We start from the raw sequence: 13,214 nt of genomic DNA on the forward strand, positions 1-13,214 counted from the left end.
CTGGGCCGCCGAGAAACTCAAGCTCACCCTTGAGATCGTCAAACGCTCCGACGACACCACAGGGTTCGTGGTGCTCCCGAGACGCTGGGTGGTGGTTGTCGGCGTACGGACTTGATCCCCAGTCACGTACCTTTCTTTGTCCCCACCTGTCAGGCCACGTCCGTCTCGCGCTCGATGGCCTGGAGACGGTTCTTGAGTCGGTAGCTGGGGCCGTTGATCGGGACGACTTCGCAGTGGTGCAGGAGGCGGTCGAGGATCGCGGTGGCGAGGACTTCGTCGCCGAAGACCTGGCCCCATTCGCTGAAGGTCTTGTTCGAGGTCAGGATGATCGAGCCCTTTTCGTAGCGCTTCGAGATCACCTGGAAGACCAGGTTTGCCTCGGCGCGTTCGAGAGGCTGGTAGCCCACCTCGTCGACGACCAGGACGCTCGGCCGCAAGTAGGAGCCGAGTTTGCTGGTCAGACGCCCTGCCGCCTCGGCAGCTTTGAGGTTGCAGACCATGTCGTCGAGGCTGGTGAAGTAGATCGAGTAACCGGCTCGGCAAGCCGCGACCGCCAGCGAGATCGCGATGTGGGTCTTGCCGACTCCGGGCGTTATCAGCGGGGCGTGAGCCCCTCGATTCTCTGTCTTCAACGAGCGTCACCGTGAGCGTTCTGCGTCGTTGATGCATTGCTATCAACGGGAGTTCTTCGACGAGACGGAACGGCATCAGTGGCGCATAGCTTGGCGGTCCGGCCCGCGAACGGTCGGCGGACGTGGACCGTGATCGACGAGAAGTACCGAACCGTCGCACCGGTCGAGGACTGGCTGGAGGCCCATCGGCAGTTGTGGTCGCCGAACACGGTCCGCGGCTATGCGACCTCGCTGGCCCAGTGGTGGACATTCCTCGAACAGCGCGACGAGACCGGAAGGTGGGGCGATCTCGGGGTCCCGGCGGTCGCGGGGTTCCTGTCCTGGTTGCGCAATGGCCGCACCGTCGAGCACACCCTGGTCGAGCCCGAACAGGCCCCGGAGGCCGGGACGTTGGAGGCGAGACTGGCGGCGCTGATCTCCTTCTACCGCTGGCAGGAGGCGGTCTTCTCAGTGCCGGTCGCGGGCCGGCTCATGCGCGGGACGCCGCGACGGGCCCCGGCCCGGGGCCTGCTCGCGCACCTGGACGCCCGCACCTCTCCCGCGCCGTCCTCGCTAGTCAGGGTTCGGCGCCAGCGGCATCATGGGCGCCCTCCGCTGCTGCTGCCGACCGAGATCCAGGCGATCCTGGACGGCTGCGCGATGCCGGACGCCACGGTCAGCGACTGGAGAGGGAACCTGCGCGACCGGCTGCTGTTCGCCCTGCTCGCGGAGACCGGCATGCGCCTGGGAGAGGCCCTCGGCCTGCGGATCTGCGACTTCGTCATGGGCCGTGGCTCCACTCCCTATGTCGAGATCGTGCCTCGCGAGGACAACACGAACGGGGCCAGGGTGAAGATGATGCGCCCGCGACGCGTCTATGTCGGCAGCGACCTGGAGCGACTATTCGCCGACTACCTCACCCACCTCGCCTGCCGGGCCGCCGAGTTCGGCATCGAGATCGATACCGGATCGCCGCTGCTGGTGAACCTGGAGCGGCCGCCGCTGCTGGCCGCCCTGCGCGAGAGCACGGTGCGGGACAAGGTGTCCGCCCTGCGCAAGAAGGGCGTCGGCCCCGCATCCTGGACGCCGCACTGGTTCCGGCACAGCCACGCGACCGCGCTGTTGCTGGCCGGGACGCCGGAGTGGGTGGTCTCCCGCCGACTCGGTCACGCACACGTGCAGACCACGCTCGACCTTTATGGCTGGGTCCGCGAGGACGAGGCCCTGCGGGTCGCGGCGAACTGGAAGTCGTACATCTCCGCCTGGCAGGTCGACGATGGCCGGTGAACAGCGTCATCTCCATGCGGCCGGCGACGAGGATCCGTTCTGGCAGCTCTGGACCGAGCTGCCAGAGCCCTGGAAGGGGCCGGTGATCAGGGACGGCATCGACGACTGGGAGAAGATCACAGAGAACGGTGACCGGAGCATCGACCTGACCGGTCTGCCCAACCTGATCGCCGCCGAACTGGCCTGGATGGCGCACTGGCAGGCCATGGACGGGACCCGCTCCTCGGTGCTGGGCACCAACCAGTTCGCGAACATCCTGCGCCGCGCGATCCGCGACCAGCACCCTTTCCCGGCCTCGATCCGGGACATGGACTGGGAGACCGCGGCCGCGTTGCAGCGGTGGTTCTATGCAACCCGCTGGGGCCGCCTCATTCCCCGCGGCAGCGTCGCCCGGCTGCGGGTGATCTTCCGCTTCTCCCGTCTGGCCCTCCTCGCCCGCTGTTCGGACGGGCCCTGGTGGTCTCTGGACGAGTGGCATCCGCGCTGCGACCCGCGGATTCCGCTGGCCGAGCACGAACCCCAGGCCCACTACGGCTGTTCCCCCTCGAAGATCACTCAGCCGTGGCTGCGGGAGGCCGTGAAGTGGTGCCTGGGCACCCAGTTGGAGGCCGGCACGTTGCGCTGGTCGACCGTGAGCCAGGAAAGGATGCGGTGCTTCGCCCGCTTCGACCGGTGGCTGCAGACCTTCACCGACCCCCTCGACGTTCTGGGCGACCCGGCCCACGCGGTCCAGTTGGCCGCCGCCTTCCGCCGCTGGGACACCGATCCCGCCAACCGGCTCCTGCGACAGAATGAGCAACGGTTCGCCGGGCAGCCCGTCCATCCCCGCCTGGTCAACGACGACCTGCGGGCCGTCGCCGAACTCTTCGCGTTCGTCGCCGCAAACCCCATCGAGGCCCGCCAGGTCCTCGGGCCGAACCCGTGGTCGCGGGTCACCGACGCGCACGCGGCCGGCTGGTTCCGGCAGGTCTCCCGCATCCCTGACCGGCGCGAACTCAACGACGAGCACTACGTCGACGACCACGCGCTCGCGCAGATCCCCGCCGCACTGCCCCTGCTCGGGCTCGCCCGCCACGAAGAGATGGCCCTCACCCGCGGTGACGGACAGCAGGTCACCGCCCACGGCTTCGACGACCCGCAGGCCATGCGCATGATCCTGCTGCAGATCCTCACCGGGCGACGGGCCAGCGAGATCCGCACCAGCCGCTTCGACTGCCTCTCCCCGGTCCCCGACCGGGCCGTCGACGCCGCCGAAGGCGAACAGATCGCCCGCTTCCACTACGCACAGAGCAAGATCGACATCGCGCCGGACAACATCCTCGTCGACGCCGAGGTCGTCGCGGTCATCGAGGAACAACGACGGTGGGTCCGTGAGCACTTCCCCGGCATCACCCCGCGTCACCTGTTCCTGCAGCGGACCGGGAACCGGCAGGGCGACAAGCCCTACCCCTCGGGCACCTACAGCTGGATGCTCCGCGAGTTCAGCAAGATCGTGAAGATCACCGACAGCAAGGGCAAGTCCGTCGGGCTCAGCCACACCCACCGCTTCCGTCACACCAAGCTGACCCGGCTCGCCGAACTCGGCCTGCCCGTCCACGTGTTGATGCGCTATGCCGGACACGCGACCCCGTCGATGACGATGCACTACGTCGCCGCCCGCCAGGAACACGCCGAGCAGGCGTTCCTGGCCACCGCGAAACTCCGCGCAGACGGCACCCACGTCACCTTCTCCCACGACGACCACGACAGCCTCCACCTGTTCAACCGCGCCGACCGATTCCTGCCCCACGGCTGGTGCCTGCTGCCGCCCCTGCAGACCTGCGACAAGGGAAATGCCTGTCTGACCTGCTCGGTCTTCGTCACCGACGCCTCCCACCAAAGTGCTCTGGAACGGCAGTTGGACGAGACCGAGGCCCTGATCAACCGCAGCACCACCTCGTTCCAACAGCGGCACGGACGCCCGATGCCCGAGGACAACGTCTGGCTGCTGCAACGACGAGCCGAACACGCGGCCCTCACCAAGCTCCTGGACACCCTCCGCTCCAAGCCCGGACGCGCCATCCAGGGCGCCGGCTGCGGCGCCGCCCCCGCCGGCCCCGTCCCGCTCACCCTCGACTTCGACCGCCACCGAAGGACCCGGCCATGACCGACGACGCTCGCACCAAGCGCACCCAGACACTCGCCACCGCCGCGAAGGCCAAGTCACAGGCCAAGACCACCGCGGCAGAGAAGGCGATCCGCACCCTGGTCAAACGCGGTGAGCCGATCACCTTTCAGGCCGTCCAGAGGGAAGCGGGCGTCTCCCATGCGTTCCTCTATAACCACCCCGACCTGCGAGGACGCATCGAACGGCTCCGGGCCCAGGCCCGGCCCGTTCCCGCACCGACGCCTCCGGCGGACGAGCACAGCACCCTCGTCCTCGCACTAACCGGCCAGATCACCCGCCTGAAGAAGCAGCACCGAGAAGAAGTACAGGCCCTGCGGGACGCGCTCGAACGAGCCCACGGCGAGAACCTCGACCTTCGACGCGAACTCGCCCGCCGAGGCGGCGACACCTCCGTTCCGCGGACGCGAACCATCGGCCCCTGCTGACCACGTCACATCGATCGAAGAACCATCCTGAGCTGCAAAAACATGCTCAGATCGCGAACGAACCGGCGATAACGGACGGCCCGAGCAGGGCCACGTTGGCCTTGGCCTCGACGAAGGAGAGGGTAGCGAGGTCCTTGACCTTGCGCGGGTCGAGGTCGGGCTGGAAGGAAAAGTCATACTCGTCCAGCGTCTTGTGGTGCGGCAACCGCGAAAGCCGCAGGCCCTGGCGGAAGCGGCGGTCGTCCCGGACGGCGAGTTCCTCGGAGAGGACCAGGTCGAGGAAGTCCAGGTAGCCGAGCTTGCCCTCGTCCGCGCCTCGGTTGAACTCGTTGATGGTTTCCGCCAGATGGGGCAGGCCGAGCTTCGCGGCCGTGGTGCGGATGCGGTTGCCGGTCAGCTCGCTCAAGACGATTCCTTCGGGGTGCGGTGGGTGGTGAAGGGACGGGTGCCCGTCAGTTCGTCATAGACCGACAACGGCCGGCGGCCGACCTCGACCTGGGTAGCGGCGGCCCGGTTCAGCAGGGCCTGCAACGGTCCGGCTTCCTCGCCCAGGGGCTGGTGGTGACGGGGCTGGACGGGGACTTCGCCGGTGGTTGTCCGGCGTCCCTTGCCGGTGGGCAGGCCGTCCCAATGCGTTTCCTCGACCACGCGGACCCCACGACCGACCGCCCGAGGGTGCATGGCCAGCAGCGTCTCGCCGCCAGGGTAGGGGACCGTGGAATGCAGCATGACCTGGGATTTCGTGGCCCGGATCTCGACAAGCTGGCGAGGGCGGACCTTGCGGGCGGGCACCGAGTAGAGGTTGCCGCCGAACGCGATCAGACAGTCCTTGCCGACCGGCCGCAGATGCCGCTCGGCCACCAGATACGGGGCCGGAGGCAGTGTTTTGAGAGCCGCGTGGTCCCGAGCGGCACGATGCCCGATCACCTCGCGGTGGGTCTTGTGGATCTGTGCTCTCCGCCTGGGCACCCAGGTGGCGAACGCGGCGTCCATCTCCTCGATCGAGGAAAAGGCCCGCCCGGACAGCACATGGTCGCGGACGATCAGCACCTGGCGCTCGCCCCGGCCCTTGCCGGTGGGCCGGTAAGCCGCCAGCACGTCGATGTCGAAGTCGTAGTGCCCGGCGAACCCGACCGCTTCGGGATGCAGCGGAACCGCCTCACCAGGAGCGACGTGCCGTCGCACGACGGTCTTGGTGCGGTCGTAAACGATCGTCATCGGCACCCCACCGAAGTGCGCGAACGCCCGCCGGTGACAGTCGAAGAAGGTCTCCAGATCCTGGCTCGTGGTGAAGCAACAGAACGGATCACGGGAGTACGAGAGGGTCATGTGGAACGAATAGACCTTCCCGATGCCCATATGGGCGAGGACCTTCCCCTCGTCACCCCAGTCGACTTGCGCCTGGGCGCCGGGAATCACCTCGAACCGGCGGTGCAGGCCCGCCAGTTCCTTCGGCGTGATCCCGAGCTCCTCGGCGACCCTGGGGCGGGCTTCCTGAACGTAGAGCTTGACCCGCTGGTAATTGCCGGTGAACCCGTACTCCGCGACCAGCCGCTCATGGATGACCGCGGCCTTCATCAGGACCTCGGCCCGCAGCATCGCATCGACCAGCGGCGCGAACTCGTCGATCACCCGCGCCCGGGACCGCCCGTTCGGCGACCGCCGCGGCGGCGTCGCCGGACCCGGTGCCGACAGGTACTTCCGGACCGTCTTGCGGTCCAGCCCCGTCTCCCGGGCGATCTCCGACAGGCTCAGCTTCCCTGACTCCAACAGCCCCCGAAAACACCGCAGTTCCAACCAACGCTCCGCGTCCAAGAGCATGCCAGGCCCCTCTCAGCTGCCACACCGACAACCAGCAGAGTGCCGAGCACCACGCCTCACCGCATCAACAACTGTCCCTATTCATCCGTACGAAGCTGGGGACGTAACCGTGTACGCCGACAGTGGAGCGCACGCTGAGCTGGCTGGTCCGATCGCGTCGTCTGGTGCGCGACGTCGAGACGCTGCCCGAAATGCACGAGGCCATGGTGCTGTGGTCCATGACCACGCTGATGAACGCCCGTCTGGCCGGACGCCGCCGGGACGCCTTCCTCACGCGGCCGCCGGCACCGGCTCCTTGCAGAGGGTGAACAGTCCCGGCTCCACCTCGGTGGCCCAGCCCCGCGCGGCCAGCCGCTTCAGCCGCGAGCGCATCCCCTCTACCCGGGCCGGAACGGCCTTCCCACCCAGTGCCAGGGTGATCGGCTTTGCCCGCATGCCGCCGTCGGCCTCCGGCGCCGCCAGGACCGCCAGGATCCGCTGGTACTCCGGAGCAAGCACCTCCGCACCGACACCCTCGACGCGGTGCGGAACCGTCGAGCCCGTCACCGCAGAGGCTTCAACCTGTCCCGTCGTCCCGGCGTCCGGCTCGGCCAGCACTTCGGTGACGGTCTCGCGAGCCTGCCCGAGCCGTTCCAGCCGCACTTCCGCCTCGCGGAGCGCGACCGTGATCCGCTCGGCCTCCTCGCGCAGCCGGGCCACCTCCGCGCGGACCTTCTTCTCCCGGGCCTCCAGCAGACCAAGCACCGACGGCATCAGCCACCTCCGCGAACGTGACGCGAGCAGACGAACGCCCGAACTCTCCCACCACCAGCCGAAGATCATGCCCGACCAGCAAAAACCCACCGATCACATTCGGAATGCGGATGGCTTCTGAGTTCGGGGCACTGGTCGGGAGGCCGGGGCAGACGGTCGCTGATATGAGGGCTGCGGCGACCCGGGTGGGCGGATGCCGGTGCGAGCGATGAGCCTCGACAGCGACCTGCAGGCGCTCCTCGAACCGGCCGCCCCCGAGCAGAGCCACCCCGCCCAAGCCAAGCAAACACAGCTAGCCGCCCCCTGGGGCCCGCAGAACCTCTACGACGCCGTCGACGCCTGCCATCGCTACCTAACCGGCCACCTCGACCAACTCCACTACGACACCGCCCTCGACAAAGGCTGGCCGATCGCCACCGGCGCCGTCGAGGGCGCCTGCCGCCACCTGATCGCCGACCGCCTCGACATCACCGGCGCCCGCTGGGGCCTGCCCGGAGCCGAAGCCGTCCTCCGACTCCGCACCGTCGTCTCCAACGGCCATCCGGACCCCTACTGGCGCTACCACGCAGCTCGCGAGCACGAGCGCCTCTACCCCACCCCCGACCAGCATGCCTACAGGCTCACTGCTTGACCGACGCCCGGGATGCGGCCGGCGTTCGACGGTGACGGAGATGAGCGCGTGAGAAGTCTCCGGATCGATTGGCGACCTGCGGCAAGATTGAGCCGTGCCAACTGAGTCAGACAAGATCGAGCTGAGCGAACACGAGCTGCGTGAGATCGCGGGCTACGCGGCCGACTGCGCCCGCAGGGCGCTGTCGATCTTCGAACGGGATCTCCCTGCTGACACGCGCCCTCGCGACGCCATCAAGGCAGCACACGCTTTCGCCAGGGGCGGCCGACGCACGGCCACTCTGCGGCAGAGCGCGTGGGCGGCGTTCAAAGCGGCACAAGAAGCCACTTCACCCGCTGCGGTCGACGCGGCCCGGGCGGCAAGCCATGCGGCTGGCGCCGCTTACCTTCATCCCTTGGCCAATGCACATCAGGTGAAACACATCCTCGGCGCAGCCGCGCATGCGGCACGAGCAGAAGAGTTGGTATCCGGAGAAGACCCTCGTGTCAGTGCGGGCACCCTGGAATGGGCGCGTCATAACGCACCACCAGCGGTCACCGCGGTGCTCGACCGTTTGCCCGCCGCACCTCCCGGAGGCGGGCGCACGGGAGAGTTCATGCGCGATCTTGACGCCGCTCTCCGCGCCTGAGCACCAGACACCAGAGGCTCGCAAAGGGATCCGTCAGCGGGACCCACTGACTGTCAACGGCTGCCTCACCAAAACGGTCAGCTTCGCTTCCGAACCGGCCCGCACGCCAACTTCCGCGTGACTGCGACAGCGCGGCGGCCCGATGCCTCCCCTCGAAACAAACTGCACGCAACGCAGCATGAGGTCGAGTAAGGGCTGTCCCGTAAATGATCTCTGAGTGGCCTCGGGCATGGTGGGCTGCTGTTCGGCTGGTGGTCTATCCGGCGAGAGCGAGGTTGTGCATCCGAGCGATGCCGAGCATGGCGTGGTGGACGCCGTCGCCTCTGAGGCGGCAGTCGCGGAGGATCTTCCAGGTCTTCATGCGGGCGAAGACATGCTCGACGCGGGCACGGACCTGCTTGTGGGACCTGTTGTGTGCCTGTTTCCAGCCCGGCAACTCCTCGTCTTGCGGCGCCGGTGGGGCATCACCAGCCCTGTGCCCGGGTAGCCACCGTCGGCGATGGTCATGGTCGTGCCGACGGCGTCCTTGGCGCCGGATTCTTCCCATGCTTTGCAGTCGTTGCGGTTGCCAGGCAGGGGCCGGCCGACGACTACAACGAGGCGGGTGTCGGCGTCGATGACGACCTGGTGGTTGGTGGAGTATCGGTAGTTCTTCGACTGCTCGGCGACGGTGTGATCGCGGGTGGGCACCAGGGTGCCGTCCACGATGAGCACGGTGTCCTTGGCGAACCGTTTGCGGGGCTGGAGGGCGAGCATCGGCCCGAGGCCATCGATGATCCGGTCCGCCGCTGACTTGGAAATGGTCAACGACCGTTTCGATGCCCTTGAGACGAAGATGGACCACAACCAGGCGCAGATCGTCGAGCTGCTGACGGCGCTGGTGGGCAAGAACCCGGACGCAGGCTGATTCACCCGGGGTGGCGGTGACCGCTGCCCTGCACAGCACCACTGAAGGCCCAGATCCCCGTGATCCGGGCCTTCAACATCGGGCGTCGGGGCGTTCAGGCCCGGGCTTGGAGAAGGGCCGAGTCAGTGCCGCCGGTCGGCCGCGCCGCGGATCAGCCGTCCTCAATGTCCGAGATGAGTCTGGTGCTCAGGTCGCTCTGCACCGCCAGCACGGTGTGCCCCGCGTCAGGGCCGGTGCCCCAGGTCAGCGTGACCTTGGTGAACAGCCACCCGAGTCGTGGTACCTCACTTCCCAGTGGGTGGATACGTCCTGGGCGCGCAGAACGCCGTCGGCGTGGTTGATCTCCCCCCATGCGGCCAGCCGCTGCTGGAGGTCCTTGGTGAGGAAATGGGACCGAAGCTGCGAGCTCAGGTCGTCCGTACCGTCAAAGACAGCGTCGGTGTAGGCGCCGTAGAAGTCGGCCATCCGGTCGGCCGCGGAGTCCGGGCTTCCGCCGCGGACCGCGTCCTGCGTCTGTGTTTCCGTCACTCGGTTTCCTTCTGACCAGGTTTTTTGCCAGGAACGCTCCGATGTTCCCGCGGCAGGACTGTGACGTCAGGAACTCGTCTGCGTCACCCGGCCGTGGGCCCGTTCAGATGGTGCCGGCGCGCGGTGACGAGGGTGTGCCAGCGGGTCCGGACGGTGTGTGCGTCGTCGAGCCACTGTATGGCGGGGCTGGTGGGCTGGGGCAGGCCGCCCATGGCTGCTGCGATGTGGAGGAGGTAGGTGTAGTCGCCGTTCGCGGTTGCTTCGCGCAGGCGGTCGATGGCAGCGGTGAGGCCGTCGTGGTCGGTTTGCACGGCGTGGTGGAAGGCGAGGGCGGTCTCCAGCAGCGGGGTGAGCCAGGCGAGTCCTGCGACGTCGATGTGGGTGCGCAGGAGGGTGGCGCGGTCGGGGACGTCGCGGTTGGTGCCGGCGTCGCGTACGAGGCCGGCGACCTGGGCGAGCAGTGTGGTGGCGCGCTGGTCGAGCGGTTCCAGGAGCTGGCGGGCGAGAGCGAGTTCGTTGTCGGCGCGCTCGGGGTCGGCGAACGCGGTGGCGAGGGCGAGGCGGGTCTGAGCGATGGCCCGTTCACCTGCGGCATTGTGCTGTTCGGCTTCGGCCCGGGCGTGCTCGAAGGCGGTGATTGCGTTGTCGAAGTCGGCCTGGGGCCAGTGGACGTCGCCCAGGACGCGGTAGTGGCGGCCCCTCCAGCCCAGGCCAGGGACGGCGGCGAGGGCGGCTGGGAAGTCGCCGCGGATACGGGCGAGGTTGGCCATGCCGCGGCGAGCGCGGGGAGCGAGCCGGCCGTCCTTTTCGGCGACCTGGCGCATGCCGTCGAGGGCGTCGGCACTGCGGCCGAGGTCCTTGTGGGCTTTGGCCCGGTAGTACAGGGCGAGTCCGGTGAGCCGGCCGGACAGCAGGCCGGTCGCCAGGACGGTGGTGAGGCGCTCTGCGGTGCGTGCGCGGTGTTCGTGCTGGCGGCGGGCGATGGCGTCGAGGAGTTCGGCCAGGGCGTCGGCGGGCGTGTCCTGCTCCGGCTGCTGTCCGGCGCCGGGCGTGGCCGGCGGGGTGGGCGGGGCGAGGGGTTCCCAGACGGAGTCGTCGGTGTAGGCGAAGGCGGCGTCGGTGAGCCAGGCGAGGTCGTCGAGGTGGTGGTCGCGGGCCAGACTCAGGCCCTGGCGCAGGCACGCGACCAGCAGGGGCCGGGCGGGAACGGGAGCGCCGGCGTCCTGCCACTGCCGGCCGAGAGCGGCCAGGGCGCGTTTGGCGGCCTCGTTGCCAGTCGGCGGGTGTCCAGCGGTCCTCGGTGTGGTCGTCGTCGGTGCGCAGCGCGGTGCGGATGGCGCCGTGCAGGTGGTACGGCCAGATCGCGCCGGGATGCTCGGTGACCATGGGCCGTTCGACGAGCCGGCGGGCGGCCGCCTGGTGGGTGAGGCCGGCGGCGTGGGTGGCCAGGTCCAGGTCGAAGGCGTCCAGCAGGCTGGCGCTGCGCAGGACATGCCGTTCGTCGGCGGTGAGGTCGGACAGGATGCGGGCGATGAGAGCGGGAAAGGTGTGGTCGAAGTCGGCGGGCGCGGGTGTGCGGCCGGTGCGGCGGATCTCCAGGAAGCGGGCGACGGCCAGGTCCAGGTGCAGCGGCAGGCCGTGCGAGCGTTCGGTGATGACCGTACGGATCTCTGGGCCGATCAGCGGCCGGCCGTCCTGGGTGAGGCGGCGGGCGAGGTAGGCGTCGCAGTCCTGCTCGGAGAAGTCGCCGATCAAGTGCTGGCGGGCCCCGCCCTGCTGTGGCGCCAGGGCCGGCTGTTCGGCCTGGGCGGCGAGGCCAGGCCAGGCGGCTGGGCCGGTGTAGTCCAGCTGTCCCTGCAGAGCCTCATCGGCGCCTGTTATTGATCAGGAACTCATGGGGTTCTCGTCCAGGACGTAGCGGACGTGCGGGCCGCCGCCCCCTCGCCGGGTGACCGGGTGACCGACCGGAGCGATCGTCCACGGTTCGCCGCCCGTGCCCATGAGCGTCACCAGACGAATTCGTCCGGTTCGAAGCCCACGACGGCGGCGGCGAACCAGAGGAACATGATGAAGACCGCGCAGATGATCTGCCAGACGAGGTCGGCGACGTCTGTGCCGGGCCTCGGGCCGAGGGCAGGGCGCACTTTGCTCTGCGGGTCGATGGTCATCAGGTACTCCTTGCCGACCTCCAACTCCCTTGCCGTGACGGACAGATCACGCTGTCGGGGGTTTCCCGGGGAGGAGACGGCGTAGGTGTACACGCCGGGGCTGCCATCGCTCGGGTTGGGCATGGTGTAGCCGGTCTCCTTCTGTATGAGGCCGTAGACCTCCCGGCCCCGGTCGTGCAGGGCGTTGGAAGCGAGGTACTCCATGTGCATCGCGCAGAAGAACATGGCCGCGATCGCGGCCAGCAGTCCCCACGAGGCCCCGATCTCGGCGCCCCTGCGCGCGAACGCGACGGCACAGCCCACGACGATGCCAGCCCCCGCGATCAGGAGGAACCCCCACGCGCCGCTCCTGGTGTAGAGAGCGCGCCCGAGGAGCATGAGCAGCCACAGCGTCAGCAGCCCCACAGCGACTCCGACCACGACGCCCGCGCACAGCCGGCCACTCGGAATCCGTATGCGACGCCTGGACATGGACGGCCTCCTCCGCTTTCCCGACAAGCCGATCCGACCCGCGCGGATCCCATGGACTCATGGTTTCCCGCCACGAGTCCAGGCTTTATGAGCTGTGCCCGGACAGGACAAGAACCCCATGGGTTTCTGATCAATATAAAGCAATCCTGAGCCGAAGCACGGTACTTGTCACGAAGGCAGAGTTGTTGTTACTGGCTCCAACTGCGGGCGTGGTGCCGTGCATGATCGGGATAAATGAACGAAGTCTTGGCTTCAGGTAGAGCATGATCTACCGGGTGAAGAGGGAAGCGGATACGGGCGTCGAGGGTGCGGACGTGTGGCACAAGCGGCTGGGGTGGGCGTTCGGGCTGACAGCGAGCGATCCGGCTGAACCTGCTGCGGCGCTTGTTCGCCTGGCTGACGCCGAGAGGAACACCCAGGACGCTCGGGATCGGTACAACAAGACGTGGCGACGAAGGTATTCGCTGGGGCGGCAGGCGGCGCGCCGACCCTACCCGGAAGCTCGGAGGTGTTCGCTGCCCGGTGGGTTGTGGGACCGGCCGGCCTGTTCAGACATCGGCACGTGGCCGGGTCTCCCCTACGTGCTGCTCTTCCTCGAGTGGGAGGCGAGATATCCGCAGGAGTGGACACGGCACGCCAAGGCGTGGGGCACGAAGGAGCACCTCATTCGAGACGTGGCTGCCGCTCACCACGATGAGACGGTCAGAACCTGGAACTGATCGAGACCGTCGTCCAGCGGCCCTACCGCTGCAAGGACCGCGAGTACGTGCGCGTGGCCCGGGCCGTGGACAGTGACGACCTGCGCAGCAGGCTTGAG

Annotated in this window: 12 protein-coding genes and 4 pseudogenes; 7 read left to right on the forward strand and 9 right to left on the reverse strand. The window is 68.4% G+C overall.

Annotated features, from left to right (window positions below; genetic code table 11):
* Positions 1-149 precede the first annotated feature (149 nt).
* Positions 150-599 (reverse strand): annotated as a pseudogene (locus ACFYPJ_RS21125) (ATP-binding protein); the annotation flags it as partial.
* Positions 600-761: 162 nt separating this feature from the next.
* Here ACFYPJ_RS21125 and ACFYPJ_RS21130 point away from each other — a divergent pair.
* The 3 genes from ACFYPJ_RS21130 to ACFYPJ_RS21140 are packed head-to-tail and all read left to right on the forward strand — an operon-like array spanning position 762 to position 4,490.
* Positions 762-1,898 carry a tyrosine-type recombinase/integrase gene (locus ACFYPJ_RS21130; protein WP_389019193.1) on the forward strand — a complete coding sequence of 379 codons (1,137 nt, stop codon included), beginning with the start codon at positions 762-764 and terminating at the stop codon, positions 1,896-1,898.
* The gene (locus tag ACFYPJ_RS21135) at positions 1,888-4,044 is read left to right on the forward strand and encodes a tyrosine-type recombinase/integrase (protein WP_389019196.1); all 2,157 of its coding nucleotides are present in this window, start codon (positions 1,888-1,890) and stop codon (positions 4,042-4,044) included. Before ACFYPJ_RS21130 ends, ACFYPJ_RS21135 begins: the two co-directional genes overlap by 11 nt.
* On the forward strand, positions 4,041-4,490 hold the full coding sequence (locus tag ACFYPJ_RS21140; RefSeq protein ID WP_389019198.1) for a DUF6262 family protein: 450 nt from the start codon (positions 4,041-4,043) through the stop codon (positions 4,488-4,490). The genes ACFYPJ_RS21135 and ACFYPJ_RS21140 overlap by 4 nt, the downstream gene beginning before the upstream one ends.
* A 76-nt stretch (positions 4,491-4,566) precedes the next feature.
* On the opposite strand, the pseudogene ACFYPJ_RS21145 reads toward ACFYPJ_RS21140, so the two are convergent.
* The 3 genes and pseudogenes from ACFYPJ_RS21145 to ACFYPJ_RS21155 all read right to left on the reverse strand — a co-directional run.
* Positions 4,567-4,896: pseudogene (locus ACFYPJ_RS21145) on the reverse strand (ATP-binding protein); the annotation flags it as partial.
* A complete protein-coding gene (gene istA, locus ACFYPJ_RS21150; RefSeq protein ID WP_389019200.1) occupies positions 4,893-6,311 on the reverse strand; it encodes an IS21 family transposase in 1,419 nt (472 codons plus the stop codon). The gene istA and the pseudogene ACFYPJ_RS21145, both read right to left, overlap by 4 nt.
* Positions 6,312-6,581: 270 nt before the next feature.
* Positions 6,582-7,064 (reverse strand): hypothetical protein, encoded by a 483-nt coding sequence (locus ACFYPJ_RS21155; protein WP_389019203.1) that lies wholly within the window; start codon positions 7,062-7,064, stop codon positions 6,582-6,584.
* A 328-nt stretch (positions 7,065-7,392) separates the two neighbouring features.
* Here ACFYPJ_RS21155 and ACFYPJ_RS21160 point away from each other — a divergent pair.
* Together ACFYPJ_RS21160 and ACFYPJ_RS21165 are read left to right on the forward strand one after the other, a co-directional pair.
* Positions 7,393-7,695 (forward strand): annotated as a pseudogene (locus tag ACFYPJ_RS21160) (ISKra4 family transposase); the annotation flags it as partial.
* A 94-nt stretch (positions 7,696-7,789) separates the two neighbouring features.
* The gene (locus ACFYPJ_RS21165; protein ID WP_389019205.1) at positions 7,790-8,323 is read left to right on the forward strand and encodes a putative immunity protein; all 534 of its coding nucleotides are present in this window, start codon (positions 7,790-7,792) and stop codon (positions 8,321-8,323) included.
* Positions 8,324-8,579: 256 nt separating this feature from the next.
* Here the strand turns inward: ACFYPJ_RS21165 and ACFYPJ_RS21170 are convergent.
* From ACFYPJ_RS21170 to ACFYPJ_RS21180, 3 genes and pseudogenes are all read right to left on the reverse strand, one after another.
* A pseudogene (locus ACFYPJ_RS21170) lies at positions 8,580-9,124 on the reverse strand (transposase); the annotation flags it as partial.
* 349 nt (positions 9,125-9,473) lie between these two features.
* Positions 9,474-9,758, reverse strand: coding sequence for a hypothetical protein (locus ACFYPJ_RS21175; RefSeq protein WP_389019208.1), 285 nt, complete (start codon positions 9,756-9,758; stop codon positions 9,474-9,476).
* A gap of 83 nt (positions 9,759-9,841) precedes the next feature.
* Positions 9,842-11,251, reverse strand: a complete 1,410-nt coding sequence (locus tag ACFYPJ_RS21180) for a tetratricopeptide repeat protein (RefSeq protein WP_389019211.1) — start codon at positions 11,249-11,251, stop codon at positions 9,842-9,844.
* Here ACFYPJ_RS21180 and ACFYPJ_RS21185 point away from each other — a divergent pair.
* Positions 11,250-11,642, forward strand: coding sequence for a hypothetical protein (locus ACFYPJ_RS21185; RefSeq protein ID WP_389019213.1), 393 nt, complete (start codon positions 11,250-11,252; stop codon positions 11,640-11,642). The genes ACFYPJ_RS21180 and ACFYPJ_RS21185 overlap by 2 nt on opposite strands.
* On the opposite strand, the gene ACFYPJ_RS21190 is transcribed toward ACFYPJ_RS21185, so the two are convergent.
* Positions 11,643-11,768, reverse strand: a complete 126-nt coding sequence (locus ACFYPJ_RS21190; protein WP_389019215.1) for a hypothetical protein — start codon at positions 11,766-11,768, stop codon at positions 11,643-11,645. It lies immediately after the preceding gene.
* Positions 11,765-12,397, reverse strand: a complete 633-nt coding sequence (locus tag ACFYPJ_RS21195) for a hypothetical protein (protein ID WP_389019217.1) — start codon at positions 12,395-12,397, stop codon at positions 11,765-11,767. The genes ACFYPJ_RS21190 and ACFYPJ_RS21195 overlap by 4 nt, the downstream gene beginning before the upstream one ends.
* Positions 12,398-12,660: 263 nt before the next feature.
* On the opposite strand from ACFYPJ_RS21195, the gene ACFYPJ_RS21200 reads away from it, so the two are divergent.
* A complete protein-coding gene (locus ACFYPJ_RS21200; protein ID WP_389019220.1) occupies positions 12,661-13,116 on the forward strand; it encodes a hypothetical protein in 456 nt (151 codons plus the stop codon).
* Positions 13,117-13,214: the final 98 nt, after the last annotated feature.

Source organism: Streptomyces sp. NPDC006012 (assembly GCF_042871185.1).
Lineage (GTDB): Bacteria > Actinomycetota > Actinomycetes > Streptomycetales > Streptomycetaceae > Streptomyces.

Bases quoted from the DNA above. Each gene is read 5' to 3' on its own strand.
- ACFYPJ_RS21135 (WP_389019196.1), top strand. From the start codon at position 1,888: ATGGCCGGTGAACAGCGTCATCTCCATGCGGCCGGCGACGAGGATCCG.
- ACFYPJ_RS21140 (WP_389019198.1), top strand. From the start codon at position 4,041: ATGACCGACGACGCTCGCACCAAGCGCACCCAGACACTCGCCACCGCC.
- istA (WP_389019200.1), bottom strand. From the start codon at position 6,311: ATGCTCTTGGACGCGGAGCGTTGGTTGGAACTGCGGTGTTTTCGGGGG.
- ACFYPJ_RS21155 (WP_389019203.1), bottom strand. From the start codon at position 7,064: ATGCCGTCGGTGCTTGGTCTGCTGGAGGCCCGGGAGAAGAAGGTCCGC.
- ACFYPJ_RS21185 (WP_389019213.1), top strand. From the start codon at position 11,250: ATGCCGTTCGTCGGCGGTGAGGTCGGACAGGATGCGGGCGATGAGAGC.
- ACFYPJ_RS21180 (WP_389019211.1), bottom strand. From the start codon at position 11,251: ATGTCCTGCGCAGCGCCAGCCTGCTGGACGCCTTCGACCTGGACCTGG.
- ACFYPJ_RS21195 (WP_389019217.1), bottom strand. From the start codon at position 12,397: ATGTCCAGGCGTCGCATACGGATTCCGAGTGGCCGGCTGTGCGCGGGC.
- ACFYPJ_RS21200 (WP_389019220.1), top strand. From the start codon at position 12,661: ATGATCTACCGGGTGAAGAGGGAAGCGGATACGGGCGTCGAGGGTGCG.